General features: G+C 64.5%; 12 protein-coding genes and 2 pseudogenes. 7 read left to right on the forward strand and 7 right to left on the reverse strand.

What is annotated here, in order from left to right:
* Position 1: 1 nt before the first annotated feature.
* Both ACG0Z6_RS11255 and ACG0Z6_RS11260 read right to left on the reverse strand, forming a co-directional pair.
* Positions 2-643 (reverse strand): response regulator transcription factor, encoded by a 642-nt coding sequence (locus tag ACG0Z6_RS11255; RefSeq protein WP_394461410.1) that lies wholly within the window; start codon positions 641-643, stop codon positions 2-4.
* Entirely contained in the window at positions 640-2628 is a 1989-nt protein-coding gene (locus tag ACG0Z6_RS11260) for a two-component system sensor histidine kinase NtrB (protein WP_394461412.1), read from the reverse strand. Before ACG0Z6_RS11260 ends, ACG0Z6_RS11255 begins: the two co-directional genes overlap by 4 nt.
* Before the next feature lie 157 nt (positions 2629-2785).
* On the opposite strand from ACG0Z6_RS11260, the pseudogene ACG0Z6_RS11265 reads away from it, so the two are divergent.
* From ACG0Z6_RS11265 to ACG0Z6_RS11280, 4 genes and pseudogenes are all read left to right on the forward strand, one after another.
* Positions 2786-3799: pseudogene (locus tag ACG0Z6_RS11265) on the forward strand (TRAP transporter substrate-binding protein).
* A gap of 74 nt (positions 3800-3873) precedes the next feature.
* On the forward strand, positions 3874-4524 hold the full coding sequence (locus tag ACG0Z6_RS11270; protein WP_394461414.1) for a TRAP transporter small permease: 651 nt from the start codon (positions 3874-3876) through the stop codon (positions 4522-4524).
* On the forward strand, positions 4521-5801 hold the full coding sequence (locus ACG0Z6_RS11275; protein WP_394461416.1) for a TRAP transporter large permease: 1281 nt from the start codon (positions 4521-4523) through the stop codon (positions 5799-5801). The genes ACG0Z6_RS11270 and ACG0Z6_RS11275 overlap by 4 nt, the downstream gene beginning before the upstream one ends.
* Positions 5802-5937: 136 nt before the next feature.
* Positions 5938-6711, forward strand: coding sequence for a type III pantothenate kinase (locus tag ACG0Z6_RS11280; protein ID WP_394461418.1), 774 nt, complete (start codon positions 5938-5940; stop codon positions 6709-6711).
* Positions 6712-6724: 13 nt separating this feature from the next.
* On the opposite strand, the gene hslU is transcribed toward ACG0Z6_RS11280, so the two are convergent.
* The 5 genes and pseudogenes from hslU to ACG0Z6_RS11305 all read right to left on the reverse strand — a co-directional run bounded on the left by hslU (position 6725) and on the right by ACG0Z6_RS11305 (position 12167).
* Positions 6725-8068, reverse strand: coding sequence for an ATP-dependent protease ATPase subunit HslU (gene hslU / locus ACG0Z6_RS11285; RefSeq protein ID WP_394461947.1), 1344 nt, complete (start codon positions 8066-8068; stop codon positions 6725-6727).
* A gap of 11 nt (positions 8069-8079) precedes the next feature.
* Positions 8080-8631, reverse strand: a complete 552-nt coding sequence (hslV, locus tag ACG0Z6_RS11290) for an ATP-dependent protease subunit HslV (RefSeq protein WP_394461421.1) — start codon at positions 8629-8631, stop codon at positions 8080-8082.
* A gap of 57 nt (positions 8632-8688) precedes the next feature.
* Complete coding sequence (locus tag ACG0Z6_RS11295; protein ID WP_394461423.1) at positions 8689-10332, reverse strand: STAS domain-containing protein; 1644 nt, start codon at positions 10330-10332, stop codon at positions 8689-8691.
* A 38-nt stretch (positions 10333-10370) separates the two neighbouring features.
* A pseudogene (gene dksA, locus ACG0Z6_RS11300) lies at positions 10371-10826 on the reverse strand (RNA polymerase-binding protein DksA); the annotation flags it as partial.
* 231 nt (positions 10827-11057) lie between these two features.
* A complete protein-coding gene (locus tag ACG0Z6_RS11305; RefSeq protein ID WP_394461425.1) occupies positions 11058-12167 on the reverse strand; it encodes a CobW family GTP-binding protein in 1110 nt (369 codons plus the stop codon).
* 124 nt (positions 12168-12291) lie between these two features.
* On the opposite strand from ACG0Z6_RS11305, the gene ACG0Z6_RS11310 reads away from it, so the two are divergent.
* The 3 genes from ACG0Z6_RS11310 to glyQ are packed head-to-tail and all read left to right on the forward strand — an operon-like array spanning position 12292 to position 15716.
* On the forward strand, positions 12292-13176 hold the full coding sequence (locus ACG0Z6_RS11310; protein ID WP_394461427.1) for an HlyC/CorC family transporter: 885 nt from the start codon (positions 12292-12294) through the stop codon (positions 13174-13176).
* Complete coding sequence (gene lnt, locus ACG0Z6_RS11315; RefSeq protein WP_394461429.1) at positions 13173-14705, forward strand: apolipoprotein N-acyltransferase; 1533 nt, start codon at positions 13173-13175, stop codon at positions 14703-14705. The genes ACG0Z6_RS11310 and lnt overlap by 4 nt, the downstream gene beginning before the upstream one ends.
* A 60-nt stretch (positions 14706-14765) precedes the next feature.
* Positions 14766-15716, forward strand: coding sequence for a glycine--tRNA ligase subunit alpha (glyQ, locus tag ACG0Z6_RS11320; RefSeq protein ID WP_394461431.1), 951 nt, complete (start codon positions 14766-14768; stop codon positions 15714-15716).

Below are 15716 nucleotides of genomic sequence, written 5' to 3' on the forward strand. Positions count from 1 at the left end.
TTCAGGCCGCGTCGGCCGCGTTGTGCTGTGACAGCAGCGTGGCCAGCTCTGCCGCGCTGTGCAGGCCCAGCTTGCCAAAGACGCGGGCGCGGTGCACTTCCACGGTGCGCACCGAGACATGCAGCGCGTCGGCAATCTGCTTGTTCAACAAGCCCCGCGCCACCAGGGGCATGACTTCGCGCTCGCGCTCGGTCAGGCTGGCAAAGCGTGCGCTGCGTTCAGCGGCCTGGGCGTCGGTGGCGTGGCGTGCCGCGTCCACACGCAGGGCGCGGATGAGCTTGTCCACCAAGGCGTTGTCGCTGCAGGGCTTTTCCATGAAGTCAAAGGCGCCGCGCTGCAGCGCCGCCACGGCCATGGGAATGTCGCCGTGGCCGGTGAGAAAGAGCACGGGGTTGCGCAGGCCGCGCTGCAGCAGGGCTTCGTGCAGCTCGTTGCCGTTCATGGGGCTCATGCGGATGTCCAGCAGGAACACGCCCTGCGGCGCGGCGCTTTGCGCGTCCAGCCACTGCAGCAGCTCGGCGGCGGCGGCAAAGGTGCGCACGGCCAGGCCGCGCGAGCTGAGCAAGAAGTCCAGCGCGTCGCGGATGTCGGGATCGTCGTCGACCACGAAAACGCAGCCGCTGCCAGCATCAGAGGGGTTCATGGCGGTGGTGTGCTTGTGGGGGCGGGGGGCAGGTCGAACTGCATCAGCGCCCCCCCGCCGGGGGCCTCGCTGGCTTGCAGGCGCGCGCCGTGGGATTCGAGGATGGAGCGGCAAATCGCCAGCCCCATGCCCATGCCTTCGGCCTTGGTGGAGTAAAAGGGTTCGAAGAGCAGCTCGCCGGCACGCCCTTGCAGCCCGGGGCCGTTGTCCTGCACCTGCACGCCCACGCCCCCATCGGGCAGCGCTTGCAGCCAGACCTGAATGCGTCGCGGCATGGGCCGCTCCTGCAGTGCATCGGCGGCATTGCGCAGCAGGTTGATGAGCACCTGCTCCAGCAGCACGGTGTCGCCTTGCAGCTCGGGCAAGGGGGCCTGTTGATGCACTTGAAAGTCAATGCGCAGGCGCGTGAACTCACCGCGCAACAGCGCGCTGGCGTGCTCCACGATGCGCGGCAGATGGCAGGGCTCGCGCTGGGGTTCGCGCCGCGTCAAATAGGCACGGATGCGCTGCACCACCTGGCCGGCTTGCTGGGCGCGCTCGCCAATGCGTTGCACGGCTTGCAGCACGCGCGCGTCGCTCACGCCGAGCTGCTGCAGCGAGTTCTGCACCCCGGCGTTGTAGCTGGCAATGGCCGTGAGTGGCTGGTTGAGTTCATGCGCCAGCGTGGCCGCAATCTCGCCCAGCATGGTCAGCCGCGCGTGGTGGGCCTGCAGCTCGGTTTGGCGGGCTTCGCGCTGCTGCAGGCGTTTGCGCTCGGTGATGTCAACGATGGAGCCCATCCAACCCACATGCTGGCCTTGTGCGTCGACCAGGGGGGACTCGAACACCATCACGTCCAGCACCTGGCCTTGGCGGTGGCGCCAGTGCGCCTCATAGCCCTCGCGCGGGGCCTGGCCTTGCAAGATGCGCTGCAGACGCTGCAGCGTGGCCTCGTGGTCTTCGGCCAGCCAGTAGGGCATGGGGCCGCGGCAGGCCAGCAGCTCCTCGGCGCTGTAGCCCACCATATCGCACAGCGTGCGGTTCACGTAGAGCAAGCGGCCTTGCAGGTCGCGCGCGCGCAGCGCCACCAGGGCGCTGTCTTCCATGGCGGCGCGCCAGGCGGCTTCAGTGCGGCCTTTGGCTTCGGCTTGCAGCAGCTGGTGCCAGCGCTGGCGCAACATCACGCTGGACAGCGCCAGCAGCACCACAAAGCCGGCAATCAACACCAGCGCCAGGGGGCGCAGCGTGCGGGGCAGGGGTTCGCGCTGCTGCAGCTCCAGCATGGCGTCGTCGAAGGTGGGGCTGGCTTCGAGCTCATTGAGCAGCGGGCCGGGGAAGGCCAGGCGGTAGCTCAGACCCTGGGTTTGCGCAGTGCGGTGGCGCTGCGCCTCGCGTGGGTCGAGGTTGCGCTGCTCCAGCGTAGAGGCCAGCACCTGCCCGGCGCTGTCTACCACCTGCACCTCGTACTTGCGCGCCAGCCACCAGGGAACGCCGCGTTTGAGCAGCTGCAACGGTGCGTAGCGCAGCACCAGTTGCCCGCTGCCATCGATGGGGGCGCTCAGATGCAGGGACAGCCCGTCGGTGTTCTCCGGCTTGGGGGCGCCCGCAGGTGCGCTGGCGCGCACGCGGTGTTGGGCGTCCAGCCAGGTGACGCTGATCCACAGCCGCTGCAGCCCCTCTTGCACCGTGGGCAGTGCGGCAAAGGCTTGGGCCGCAATGGGTTGGCCCTGGCGCTGCGCGCGACCGAGCTGCTGTGCCAGCAAGGCCAGCTGCTGGTTTTCGTGCTCCAAGCGGCTGCGCAGTTGGGCCTCCAGGCTCAGCGCATCGGTGATGAGGGTTTCGCGCGCTTGCTCGTGCTCCAGCCTGTCCATGGCACGCGCCCACACCAGAATGGCCCCCACAAACAGCAGCGACAGCGCCAGCGGCACCCACCACAGGGCACGCGGTGTGGCGGATGGGGTTTCGGGGTTTACCCGCAGCTCATGCGGGTTTGGCGCGCGGCTCATGCCCGCAGTCTAGAAGCAGCTGTGGCGGTGTGCACTCAGAGTCGGCACGAATGTGGAAGTCCACAACTGACGCCCTGCTGCTGGTTTTTCACAATGCACCAGACCCAACACCCGACGGGGCCACCCGTTGCGATCCAAGGAGACGTTCATGAAGCTCATGCCTCACACCCTCACTCGCCGTGTATTGCTGGCCCTGGGCCTGGCGGCGGCTGCGCTGTCGGTTCACGCGCAAAGCCCCATCGTCATCAAGTTCAGCCACGTGGTGGCTGGCGACACCCCCAAGGGCAAGGCCGCTGAGTTCTTTGCCAAGCGCGCGGCCGAGCTCACCAGCGGCAAGGTCAAGGTGGAGGTCTACGCCAACAGCACGCTGTACAAAGACAAAGAGGAGATGGAGGCCTTGCAGCTGGGGGCGGTACAAATGCTCGCGCCCTCGCTGGCCAAGTTCGGTCCCTTGGGCGCCAAGGAGTTTGAAGTCTTTGACCTGCCCTTCATCTTCGACAACTACAGCGAGCTGCACAAGGTGACCCAGGGCGCCGTGGGCCGCCAGCTGCTGGGGCGACTGGAAGGGCGTGGCATCTAGGGCTTGGCATTTTGGGACAACGGCTTCAAGTCCTTCAGCGCCAACCGTCCGCTCAAGGGCCTGGAGGACTACAAGGGCCTGAAGATGCGCATTCAAAACAGCAAGGTGCTGGAAGCGCAGATGCGCAGCATCGGCGCACTGCCGCAGATGATGGCCTTCTCCGAGGTCTATCAGGCGCTGCAAACCGGCGTGGTGGACGGCACTGAAAACCCGCACAGCAACCTCTTCACGCAAAAAATGCACGAGGTGCAAAAGCACGTGAGCCTGACCGAGCACGGCTATCTGGGCTATGCCGTCATCACCAACAAAAAGTTCTGGGATGCCCTGCCTGGCGATGTGCGCGCCAAGCTGGAGCAGGCCATGCAAGAGAGCACGGTCTACGCCAACAAGATTGCCAAGGAAGAAAACGACGCAGCCCTGGAAAAGGTGCGCAGCTCGGGCAAAACACAGGTCTACCAACCCACGCCCGCTGAGCGACTGGCGCTCAAAAAGGCCATGGTGAAGGTGCACGAGGACATGGCCTCGCGCATTGGCAAGGACGTGATTGAGTCGGTCTACAAGGAGACATCCTTCGACCCCAGCAAGCTCTGACCCGTTCCACCCCTTGGGCCCGTGCCGCTGTGCTGCCACGGCAGGCCGGGCCTGATACTTTGAGGAGCCACGATATGCGCTGGCTGGATCGACTCGAAGAGCTGCTGATCACCGTTTTCATCGGTGCAGCCACGCTCATCATCTTCGCGGCGGTGGTGCACCGCTATCTCTCGGGCTTTGCCATTCCTGGCGTGCAAGACCTGATGTTGCGCATGAACTTTGGCTGGGCCCAGGAGCTGTGCATCATCCTCTTCGTCTGGATGGCCAAGTTCGGCGCAGCCTACGGCGTGCGCACAGGCATTCACGTGGGTGTGGATGTGCTCATCAACCGCCTGAGCGAAGCGCGTCGGCGCCACTTCGTGCTCTTCGGCCTGCTTGCGGGTGCACTGTTCACCGGCATCATCGCCACGCTGGGGGCCACATTTGTGTGGGAGAACGGCGCGCACTACGCCTTCTACAGCCGCCTTGGGTTTGGTGTTGAGGGCATGTACGAAGGGCCCACCACCCCCGATCTGGAATGGCCCACCTGGGTGGTGTATTCGGCCATTCCGCTGGGCTCTTCGCTGATGTGCTTTCGCTTTTTGCAAGTGGCCGTGAGCTACTGGCGCACCGGCGAGCTGCCCCATCACGACCATGGGCATGTGGACGGCTTGGATGACGAGCCCGACGCCATCTACCGCATGGACGACAACCTGCACCCCCACGGCAAGGGAGACGCACGATGAATGCACTCATCATCTTTGGGCTGCTGCTGTTGCTCATGCTCACGGGCATGCCCATCTCCATTTCACTGGGCCTGACGGTGCTGGGCTTTTTGTTCACCATGACGCAGGTGCCCATCGAGTCGGTGGCGCTCAAGCTCTTCACCGGCATCGAGAAGTTCGAGATCATGGCCATCCCCTTCTTCATCCTGGCGGGGAACTTCCTCACCCATGGTGGCGTGGCCAAGCGCATGATCCGTTTTGCCACCTCCATGGTGGGGCACTTCCACGGTGGCTTGGGGCTGGGTGGGGTGCTGGCTTGTGCTTTGTTTGCGGCGGTGTCGGGCTCGTCGCCCGCCACGGTGGTGGCCATTGGTTCCATCCTGTTGCCAGCCATGGTCAAGGCAGGTTTTCCCAATCGCTTTGGCGCGGGTGTCATCACCACCTCGGGGGCGCTGGGCATTCTTATTCCGCCCTCGATCGTGATGGTGATGTACTCGGTCTCCACCAACACCTCGGTGGGCAAACTCTTCATGGCGGGTGTGGTGCCGGGTTTGATGTTGGCCTTCTTGCTGGGCTTCACCACTTGGTGGCGCGCGCGCAAGTTCAACTACCCGCGTCAGCCCAAGGCCAGTTGGCGTGAGCGCGGGCAGGCACTGCGCGATTCTTTCTGGGGCTTGTTGCTCATCGTCATCGTCATGGGCGGCATCTACAGCGGCATCTTCACGCCCACAGAAGCCGCTGCAATGAGCGCTGTGTGGGCCTTCATCACGGCGGTGTTCATCTACAAGGACATGGGCCTCAAGGATGTGCCGCGCGTGTTGCTGGCCAGCGCCAATATGAGCGCCATGCTGCTCTACATCATCACCAACGCGGTGCTGTTCAGCTTTCTGATGACGCACGAGAACATCCCCCAAGCCATGGCCGACGCCATGATTGGCACCGGCGTGGGCGTGATCGGCTTCTTGCTCATCTCCAATGTGCTGCTGCTGGCGGCGGGTAACTTCATGGAGCCCAGCTCCATCGTGCTCATCCTCGCGCCCATCCTCTTTCCCATCGCCATGAAGCTGGGCATAGACCCGGTGCACTTCGGCATCATCATGGTGGTCAATATGGAAGTGGGCATGTGCCACCCGCCCGTGGGGCTGAACCTCTATGTGGCTTCGGGCATCACCAAGATGGGCATCAGCGAGCTGACCGTGGCGGTTTGGCCCTGGCTGCTGACCATGCTGGGCTTTCTGTTGCTGGTGACGTATGTGCCGGCCATCTCGCTGTGGCTGCCCAATTTGGTGATGGGTTGACGCTGCAGAGGCGGGCGTGCGAGTTGGGTTGCGCACGCCCCTTCTCATCTGAGGGTGCGTCTGGGCTGGCGGGGGTGTGCGATGCTGCTAGGCTCGCAACCGCGCACGCATTGCCCGTCACTACCTTCATCACCCCATGAGCTTTTTGGCCATCGACATCGGTAACACCCGCTTGAAGTGGGCGCTTTACGCTGAAGGGCGCCCGGGCAGCACCGTGCTGGCTCATGGCGCGCAGTTCCTCGACAACGTAGATCAGCTCGAAGAAAACGACTGGGCCCAGATGCCCGCACCCAGCGCCGTGCTGGGCTGCCATGTGGCCTCAGAGGCGGTGCGCCGCCGTGTTGAGGACCAGATGGAGCAGTGGGATGTGGCGCCGCGCTGGGTGGTGCCTGCCCCCGAAGGCGGTGGCGTGCGCAATGGCTACGACCACCCCAGCCGCTTGGGCGCGGACCGCTTTGTGGCCATGATCGGTGCGCGCCAGCGCGTGCTGGCGCATTACGCCAACAGCAGCACGCTGCCGCCCTGCCTGGTGGTGATGGTGGGCACGGCGGTGACGGTGGACGCGCTGGACCCGCAGGGCTGCTTTTTGGGTGGGCTCATCCTCCCCGGCCACGGCATCATGCTGCGCGCGCTCGAAGGCGGCACGGCGGGGCTGCATGTGCCCACGGGCGAGGTGCGCGAGTTCCCCACCAACACCTCCGATGCGTTGACCAGCGGCGGCACCTACGCCATCACCGGTGCCATCGAGCGCATGCACCGCCATCTGTGGCGGCGCTGCGGCAAAGAACCCGTGACGCTGATGACGGGCGGCGCCGGGTGGAAGGTCTCTCCCACCCTGGAAGTGCGCCACGAGCTGGTGGACTCGCTCATCTTCGACGGCCTGCTGGCCCTGCAGGCGCAGCGCGGCTGAGCGCTGCGCTGCTTCAGAGGATGAAGCGGCTCAAGTCCTCGTTGGCGGCCAGCGCGCTGAGTTTGGCGTCCACCTCGGCCGCACCCAGCACCACGGTCTGCCCGGCGTGCTTGTGGGCGTCAAAGCTCAGCTCGTCGAGCAGCCGCTCCATCACCGTGGCCAAGCGCCGCGCGCCGATGTTTTCGGTGCGCTCGTTCACCTCGTAGGCAATCTCCGCCAGACGGCGAATGCCGTCCTCGGCAATCTCCAGCTGCAGCCCTTCGGTGGCCAGCAATGCTTGGTATTGCTTGACCAAGCTGGCATGGGTGCTGGTGAGGATGGCCTGGAAGTCGTCCACCGACAGCGAGCCCAGCTCCACGCGGATGGGGAAGCGCCCTTGCAGCTCGGGAATGAGGTCGCTGGGCTTGGCCAGGTGAAAAGCGCCTGAGGCGATGAACAGCATGTGGTCGGTCTTGACCATGCCGTGCTTGGTGGACACCGTGGTGCCCTCCACCAGCGGCAGCAAATCGCGCTGCACACCCTGGCGCGAGACATCGGCCCCGCCGTGCTCGGCGCGGCTGGCCACTTTGTCGATTTCGTCGATGAACACAATGCCGTTGTCCTGCGCATTGGCCAGGGCGGCGGCTTTGATTTCCTCGTCGTTCACCAGCTTTCCGGCCTCTTCCTCCACCAGCTGCTTGAGTGCTTCTTTGATGCTGAGCTTGCGCGTCTTGCGCTTGCCCGCGCCCAGATGGGAGAACATGCCTTTGAGCTGCTCGGCCATTTCCTCCATGCCCTGGGGGCCCAGGATTTCCATGGTGGGGCGTGCCTCAGCCAGGTCGATTTCGATTTCCTTGTCGTCCAGCACACCTTCGCGCAGGCGTTTGCGCATGGTCTGCCGTGCGGCATTGTCCTGGGGTGGTGCTGCCGGAGCCGAGGTGGCGAAACCGAACTCGCCGGTGCTGCGGGCGGGCGGAGGCACGAGCACGTCGAGGATGCGCTCCTCGGCCGCGTCTTCGGCGCGCGCGCGCTGCAGGCGCATCTGGCGCTCGCGCTCTTGCTTGATGGCCATGTCCACCAAGTCGCGCACGATGGTGTCCACGTCCTTGCCCACATAGCCCACCTCGGTGAACTTGGTGGCTTCGACCTTGATGAAGGGCGCGTCGGCCAGCTTGGCCAGGCGCCGGGCAATCTCGGTTTTGCCCACGCCGGTGGGGCCGATCATGAGGATGTTCTTGGGCGTGATCTCGCCGCGCAGCTTTTCATCCACCTGCTGGCGCCGCCAGCGGTTGCGCAGCGCAATGGCCACGGCGCGCTTGGCCTCTTGCTGGCCGACGATGTGGCGGTCCAGCTCCGAGACGATTTCCTGAGGGGTCATGGCAGAGCGGGTCATTCCAGTGTCTCGATGGTGTGGTTGCCGTTGGTGTAGATGCAGATCTCGCCAGCGATTTCCAGGCTGCGCTTGACGATGTCGGCTGCACCGAGTTCGCTGTGGTTGAGCAGGGCCTTGGCCGAAGCCAGCGCGTAGGCACCACCCGAGCCGATGGCCACAATGCCTTGTTCGGGCTCGAGCACATCGCCGTTGCCGGTGATGATGAGCGAGCTGTGGCGGTCGGCCACCGCCAGCATGGCTTCGAGGCGGCGCAGCACGCGGTCGGTGCGCCAGTCGCGCGTCAGCTCCACGGCGGCGCGCACCAAATGGCCTTGGTGTTTTTCCAGCTTGGATTCAAAGCGCTCAAACAGCGTGAAGGCGTCGGCCGTGGCGCCGGCAAAGCCCGCCAGCACCTGCTCGCGGTAGAGCTTGCGCACCTTGCGCGCGCTGGACTTGACCACGATGTGGCCCAGCGTGACCTGACCATCGCCGCCGATGGCCACCTGCTGGCCACGGCGCACACTCACGATGGTGGTGCCGTGGAACTGGGGGGGAGATTCGTTGTGCATAGCCACCTCATATAGGGGCATGGCCGGGCATTGCAAGCCCGCGCTGCGGCGGCAATGTCAGCTCTGCCGAACTTTGATGCGAGCGTGCTGCTCAAACCCCATGGCCAAGAGGAACAGTGCCACCAAACGGTGGGCGTCGACAAAGCGCACGGTGCGCCGCTGCGCATTGCAGCTCAGCACCCAGTTGAGCAGATCGCCTGCGGCTTCAAAATCGAGCTTGATGAGCCGCCCGCAGGAGACTGTGATGTCTGTGGCTGCAGTCAGCGCCGTGCTGTGCTCAGCCAGTTTGGCGCTGATGTCGCCGCTGAGTATGCCGGTGAGCTCCATATGCCCGGCCGTTGGCGCCAAATCACTTTGCAGGGACTCCAAGAAGGTGCTTGCGCCGCCATCCAGCACGCTGCTGGCGCGCGACTGCGAGCCGTCGGTAGGCTCTTGTGCCAGCACGCGACAGCGCGGTCTTTCCCAGGACGGTGGGGACACCTCGTAAGTCACACAGTAGTCGATAGCGACTTCGTCAAAGCGCACCGGGCGGTGGCTAAGGCGCAGCACCTCCAGATGCAGCAGCCACAGCGCAGCATCCGTGTTGCGCTGCCCTTGAGGTGTCAGTGCCGCCAGCGTGCTCAGCAGCCGCTCGGCGCCGTGCCAACGCAGCTCGGCGCCTTGGCGGTCCCAGCCCTGCAGCAGGCTCAACAAAGCCTGTGCGGCAGCGCCATCAATTTGGCGCAAGGCACTCCAGTCCATCAGCCAGGGTGAACTCTGCAGTTCGCAGCGTTGAGCCAACGCCCGAACATCCTCGGGCATCAACTGCTGAGGGCAGGTCCACAGCGGCTGCACCTCGGTCCAAGGCATGAGCGCTGAGCGGGTCTCGGTGCAAAGCTGCGGCAGAGAAATCCACTGAGGTGCAGAGCGTGCGAAGCGCTGCACATATTCCGGCACCAGGGATTCAAAGCGCTCTTGCTGGGCTGTGGCGCGGTAGAGGTCCATCAGCACCAGCCAGGTGTCCATGTGCTGCTCACGTGGGGCGCCTGGGGCCACCAAATCACGCAGCAAGGCCTCGGCCTCCAGTTCCTGGCCTCGGGCAAAACACAGGGCGGCTTCGCTGAGTACCTCGTCCAGTGCGAACTCGTTGATTTCCAGCGACGTCGCTTCCGTGGGTGCATGCCCGGTGGGTGTGGCGCTGCTTGGCCTTGAGGCGGGAATGGTGCTCAGGGTCGAGGTGCCGCGCTGCCCTGAACTTGCCGCGGTGGATGTGCTGGGGGTGGCGGGCGCGCTGCGCGCTGCTGGCAGTGCGCGTGCCGTGGCAGCCGCAGCCGCAGCCGGGGCGTGACCCATGGTCAAGCCCTCGTGCACCATCTGGCGCTCGATCTGGTCGATCTTGTTCTTGACTTGTTCGGGTCGGTGCCCCAGCTCGCTGGGGCGGGGCACTTCATCGATGGCTGAGTTGGCCACCATGCTGCCCAAAGCCGCCAACTGCTCCGGCGAGAGGCCTTCACGCCGAATGCGCCGCAGCATGTCCAACTCGCGTTTGCGCACAAAGTCGTTGCGGCGCTTGCGCTCAATCATGGCGCGCAGCTCGGCCTTGGCAGCGTCGTTGTCAGACTCATCCCCGCGCGAGTGAATGTCAGCCCAATCTGTCGCGGGATAGGTAACAAAGCGTGCCAACTTCTGGAGGAAATTTGCGCTTTCTTTGGACTCTGACATGCTGCGTATTCAGCCCAGGGGCCAAGTCTTCAGAAGACTCAGTCCCCAAACATCTTTTGTTTGAGTTCGCGGCGCTGCTGGGCTTCCAGAGAGAGGTTGGCGGTGGGGCGTGCGATGAGACGGCCCAGCCCGATGGGCTCGCCGGTTTCGTCGCAGTAGCCGTATTCGCCGCTGTCCAGGCGCTGCAGGGACTGCATGATTTTCTTCAGCAGCTTGCGTTCGCGGTCGCGCGTGCGCAGCTCCAGAGCGTGCTCTTCCTCGATGGTGGCACGGTCAGCGGGGTCCGGCACGATGGTGGTGTCTTCGCGCAGGTGTTCGGTGGTTTCACCCGCGTTGGACAGCAAATCGTCCCGCAGCGCGTTGAGCTTCCGGCGGAAGAAGGCGATCTGCTTGTCGTTCATGTACTCGGAATCTGGCATGGCCAGAACTTCCGCGTCAGTCAGATCACTACCGGACTTGGTTTTCCAAGCATTGGCGAGTTTGGGATCAGGCTTCACAGGGTTGCGGGTAGGTTCAGATTCGTTGGAGGGAGGCAGGGCGGCGAGCTTGCCCGCGGCCCTGGTTGGGGCGGTGTTGCGGGACGTTGCCGTGGTCTTGCTCATGCACTCTCCTGGCGGCTGCGCGCTGGTGGCGGGCGGTACCTTGGGTTCCGGCGGAACTCAGGGCGCGGCGGATTGTAGCCATCCTGCCCCGGCGCAGCCCCAGGGCATTTGAGGGCGTTGGGCTTATGCCAAACAGCCTTCAAGGCCGCTGAGCAGGATTTCCTTGGGTAAATCGATGCCGATAAACACCATCTTGCTCTGTTTTTTCTCGCTGGGAAGCCATTTCGGGCCCAAATCTGATCCCATGAGCTGGTGGACGCCCTGGAAGATCACCTTCTTGTCCGTACCCTTCATATAGAGGACGCCTTTGTAGCGCAGCATCTTGGGCCCGTAGACCTGGACGATGGCACCGAGGAAATCTTCCAGCTTGGCCGGGTTGAAAGCCTTGTCGGAGCGGAACACGAAGGACTTCACGTCGTCGTCGTGATGGTGGTGGTGCGGGTGCTGGCAGTGTTCGCCGTGCTCGTGGTTGTGTCCATGCTCATGGCCGTGATCGTGATCGCAATGCCCATGGTCGTGGTCACAGTGCGTGTGATCGTGGTGCTTATGGCCGTGCGCGTGGGTTTCTTCGGGCTTGAGGAAGTCGGGGTCGATTTCCAGCTTGGCGTTGAGGTTGAAGCCGCGCAGGTCAAAGACGCTGGCCAGATCGACCTCGCCAAAGTGCACGCGCTGCTGGGGTGCGCGCGGGTTCATGTGCTTGAGGCGGTGCATCAGCGCGTCCAGCGCGGCGGGCTCCACCAGTTCGGACTTGCTGATAAAGATCTGGTCGGCAAAACCCACCTGGCGGCGCGCTTCCTGGCGTGTGTCGAGCTGCTCGTTGGCGTGCTTGGCGTCGACCAGCGTCAGGATGGAGTCCAGCAAGAAGGACTCGGCCACTTCGTCATCCATGAAAAAAGTCTGGGCCACGGGGCCCGGGTCGGCCAGGCCGGTGGTTTCAATCACCACGCGATCGAAGTCCAGCTCGCTCTTGCGCTTTTTGGCCGCCAGGGTGCTGAGCGTGCTGCGCAGGTCTTCGCGGATGGTGCAGCACACGCAGCCGTTGGAGAGCTGGATGATTTGCTCTTCGGTGTCGGCCACCAGGATGTCGTTGTCGATGTTTTCTTCGCCAAACTCGTTTTCGATGACGGCGATTTTTTGACCGTGAGCCTCGGTGAGCACGCGCTTGAGCAGCGTGGTTTTGCCCGAACCGAGAAAGCCGGTGACGATGGTGGCAGGGATGAGTGTGTCAGACATAGCAGGGCTCACATGAATTTTTGGTGAAGGGTCGCGCCGCCGCGGCAATGGTGCAAACCAGGTGCAGGCGCACGGTGGCGGGCATGGGTTATTCTGACGCCTTCTTCACTACGACACGACGACTGTGTCCGAACCTCAGCCGAGTCGACCGCCCAAGCCGGGCGCTCGCCCCCACGATACCCGGGGATTGTTGGACCGGGTTTTGGAATTCCTGCATCCGGGGCCGGATTCCAAAAGTGAATTGATTGAAACCCTGGCCGATGCTGAGGAGCGTGAGCTCATCGCGCCGGAATCACGCCAGATGCTCGAGGGCGTGCTGCGCATGGCCGATTTGTCGGCCGGCGACGTGATGGTGGCCGCACCGCGCATGGATTTGCTGGACATCCAGGCCAGCACCGACGATTTGCTCGCCACCGTGATCGAGACCGGGCATTCGCGTTTTCCTGTCTACGACGGGCAGCGTGACAACATCATCGGCATTCTGCTGGCCAAAGACCTGCTCAAACTGCGCCGCGCCCCCGAGCTCAACTTGCGTGCGCTGCTGCGCCCGGCGGTGTTTGTGCCCGAGAGCAAGGCGCTCAACGAGCTGCTGCGCGACTTTCGCTCCAACCGCAACCACCTGGCCATTGTCATCGACGAGTTCGGCAACACGGCGGGCTTGGTGACCATCGAGGACGTGCTGGAAGAAATCGTTGGCGAAATCGAAGACGAATTCGATGAGGACGAGGGCGATGCCGGCATCTACACCCTGGCCGATGGCAGCCACCGAGTGGCGGGTGATGCGGGCATCGCGGCAGTGAACCAGCGCTTTGGCCTACAACTGCCGCCCGACGAGTTCGACACCATCGGCGGCATGCTGGCGCAGCAGCACGGGCGCGTGCCGCGTCGCGGCGAGCATGTGGACCTGCAGGGCCTGCGCTTTGCGGTGATGCTCACGCGCGGCGGGGCTGTGCGTTGGTACAAGGTGCAGCGCATCGCACCGCACGCCGAAACGGCCGAAACCTTGTGAGTCGCTTCCTGTCTTTGGCGGGCCTGCGCCAAGCGCTGGTCCACCCTGTGGCCATGCTGGCTGCGGGCGTGCTGCACACGGCGGCCTTTGCGCCTGGCACCCGTTGGGGCCTGCAACTGCTGGCCTTGCTGTGGCTGTTTGCGGCCTTGTCTCGCGCCGATGCCCGGCGCAGCTTTTGGCAGGCCGGGGCGTTTGCGCTGGCCTGGCTGGGCAGCGGCATTTGGTGGATCTGGATCAGCCTGCACCACTACGGCCACCTGCCCGCGCTCTTGTCAGCTGCGGCGGTGCTTTTGCTGGCTGCCTTCTTGGCGCTGTTCTATGCCCTGCCCTTTGCGCTGCTGGGGCGTTGGCGCACGCGCCGCCGCTGGGGCGCAGGTGTGGAGGTGCTGGCGCTGGTGGGGACTTGGCTTGCGGCCGAGCTGGCCCGCGCGCAGGCCTTCACCGGCTTTCCCTGGCTGGCCAGCGGCTACGCCCATACCGACAGCCCCTTGCGTGCGCTGGCCCCCTGGGTGGGGGTGTATGGCTTGAGCGCGGTGGCGGCGCTGCTGGCGGCTTGTTTGGCCCTGGCGCCGCAGCTGTTCCAGCAGCCCAGAGCGCGTTGGGTCTTGACCGCACCTGCCCTGGTGTTGGCGGCCCTGTGGCTGCCGCAAGACTTCACGCACAGCACAGGCAGCTTGCGGGTCTCGCTGGTGCAGCCCAATGTGCCGCAATCGCAAAAGTTTGACCCCGAGCATTGGGGGGTGCAGCTCAAGCGCATGGTGGGGCAGATCGAGCGTGCGCAAGGCGACTTGGTGATCACGCCCGAGTCCGTGCTGCCCGTGCCGCTGCTGTGGTTGCCGCCCGAGCAGGCCGAGCCGCTGCACCGCGCCGCGCTGGCGCGGCCCGTGCTGCTGGGCAGTTTTTTGGGCAATGCCGACGAGGGTTTTGTGAACTCCATGGTGGGTCTGGGGCTGGCCCAGCCCTATGCCTATGGCAAGCGCCACCTGCTGCCTTTCGGTGAATTCATACCGCCGGGCTTTGCTTGGTTTGTGCGTGCGCTGAACATCCCCATGGACAGCCAGGCCAGCGGCCAGCACCAGCGGCCCTTGCTGCTGCAGGGCCAGCACTTGCGCCCGCTGATTTGCTACGAAGATTTGTTTGGCGAGGACTTCGCCGTCAGCGCGCTGGCGCAGGGCGAGGCCGCGGCCACCGTCTTCATCAACGCCAGCAATCTGGCCTGGTTTGGCCCGCGCATGGTGCAAGACCAGCATCTGCAGTTCTCACGCATGCGGGCGCTGGAGTTTCAGCGTCCCTTTGTGCGCGCCACCAACACCGGCGCCACCGCGCATGTGGACCACCAAGGCCAGGTGCTGGCGCGCCTGCCGGCCGAAACCGCGGGCGTGCTGGAGGTGCAGGTGCAGGGGCGCAGCGGCGCTACGCCCTATGCGCGCTGGCTCGCGGCTGCGGGGCTTTGGCCGCTGTGGGTGGCGGCCTTGCTGCTGCTGGCGCCCACGCTGGTGCGGCGTGCGGCGCCATCCCCCGCAGCTTGAGTTCTAACCAGCGGGGTGGTGGCTCGTAGAATCGGGCGTTTTGCCGCAACCACCGATGCCATGCTGAGTTTCCAGCAACTGATTCTGCGTCTTCAAGACTATTGGTCGCGCCAAGGCTGCGCGCTCTTGCAGCCCTACGACATGGAAGTCGGTGCCGGCACCAGCCACACCGCCACCTTCTTGCGCGCGTTGGGGCCTGAGCCTTGGAAGGCCGCCTACGTGCAGCCCAGCCGCCGCCCCAAGGACGGCCGCTACGGCGACAACCCCAACCGCCTGCAGCACTACTACCAGTTTCAGGTGGTGTTGAAGCCCGCACCGGCCAACATCCTGGAGCTCTATCTGGGTTCGCTCGAAGCGCTGGGCTTTGATTTGAAGCAGAACGATGTGCGCTTCGTCGAAGACGATTGGGAAAACCCCACGCTGGGCTGTTGGGGCCTGGGCTGGGAGGTGTGGTTGAACGGCATGGAAGTCACGCAGTTCACCTACTTCCAGCAAGTCGGCGGCATCGACTGCAAGCCCGCCACCGGCGAGATCACCTACGGGCTGGAGCGTCTGGCCATGTATTTGCAGGGCAAGGAATCCATCTACGACCTGGTGTATGTGCAAGGGCAAAACGGCGCGCCTGACATCACCTATGGCGATGTGTTCCACCAAAACGAGGTGGAGCAGTCCACCTACAACTTCGAGCACAGCGACGTGGACTTCCTGCTGCAGGCCTTTGCCGCGCACGAAAAGCAAAGCCAGCACCTCATGGCGCAGCAGCTGGCGCTGCCCGCCTACGAGCAGTTGCTCAAGGCCGGCCACACCTTCAACCTGCTCGATGCACGCGGTGCCATTTCGGTGACCGAGCGCGCTGCCTACATCGGCCGCATCCGCAACCTGGCGCGCGCCGTGGCGCAAAGCTATGTGGACAGCCGCGCGCGGCTGGGCTTCCCCATGGCCCCCAAGGCCTGGGCCGACGAGGTGCTGGCCAAGATCGAGAAAGACAACCAGAACAAAAAGGTGGCCTGA

The sequence above is a fragment of the Roseateles rivi genome (assembly GCF_043555845.1).
Lineage (GTDB): Bacteria > Pseudomonadota > Gammaproteobacteria > Burkholderiales > Burkholderiaceae_C > Roseateles > Roseateles rivi.

Bases quoted from the DNA above. Each gene is read 5' to 3' on its own strand.
- ACG0Z6_RS11280 (WP_394461418.1), top strand. From the start codon at position 5,938: ATGAGCTTTTTGGCCATCGACATCGGTAACACCCGCTTGAAGTGGGCG.
- glyQ (WP_394461431.1), top strand. From the start codon at position 14,766: ATGCTGAGTTTCCAGCAACTGATTCTGCGTCTTCAAGACTATTGGTCG.
- ACG0Z6_RS11275 (WP_394461416.1), top strand. From the start codon at position 4,521: ATGAATGCACTCATCATCTTTGGGCTGCTGCTGTTGCTCATGCTCACG.
- ACG0Z6_RS11260 (WP_394461412.1), bottom strand. From the start codon at position 2,628: ATGAGCCGCGCGCCAAACCCGCATGAGCTGCGGGTAAACCCCGAAACC.
- hslV (WP_394461421.1), bottom strand. From the start codon at position 8,631: ATGCACAACGAATCTCCCCCCCAGTTCCACGGCACCACCATCGTGAGT.
- ACG0Z6_RS11305 (WP_394461425.1), bottom strand. From the start codon at position 12,167: ATGTCTGACACACTCATCCCTGCCACCATCGTCACCGGCTTTCTCGGT.
- ACG0Z6_RS11270 (WP_394461414.1), top strand. From the start codon at position 3,874: ATGCGCTGGCTGGATCGACTCGAAGAGCTGCTGATCACCGTTTTCATC.
- hslU (WP_394461947.1), bottom strand. From the start codon at position 8,068: ATGACCCCTCAGGAAATCGTCTCGGAGCTGGACCGCCACATCGTCGGC.
- ACG0Z6_RS11295 (WP_394461423.1), bottom strand. From the start codon at position 10,332: ATGTCAGAGTCCAAAGAAAGCGCAAATTTCCTCCAGAAGTTGGCACGC.
- ACG0Z6_RS11255 (WP_394461410.1), bottom strand. From the start codon at position 643: ATGAACCCCTCTGATGCTGGCAGCGGCTGCGTTTTCGTGGTCGACGAC.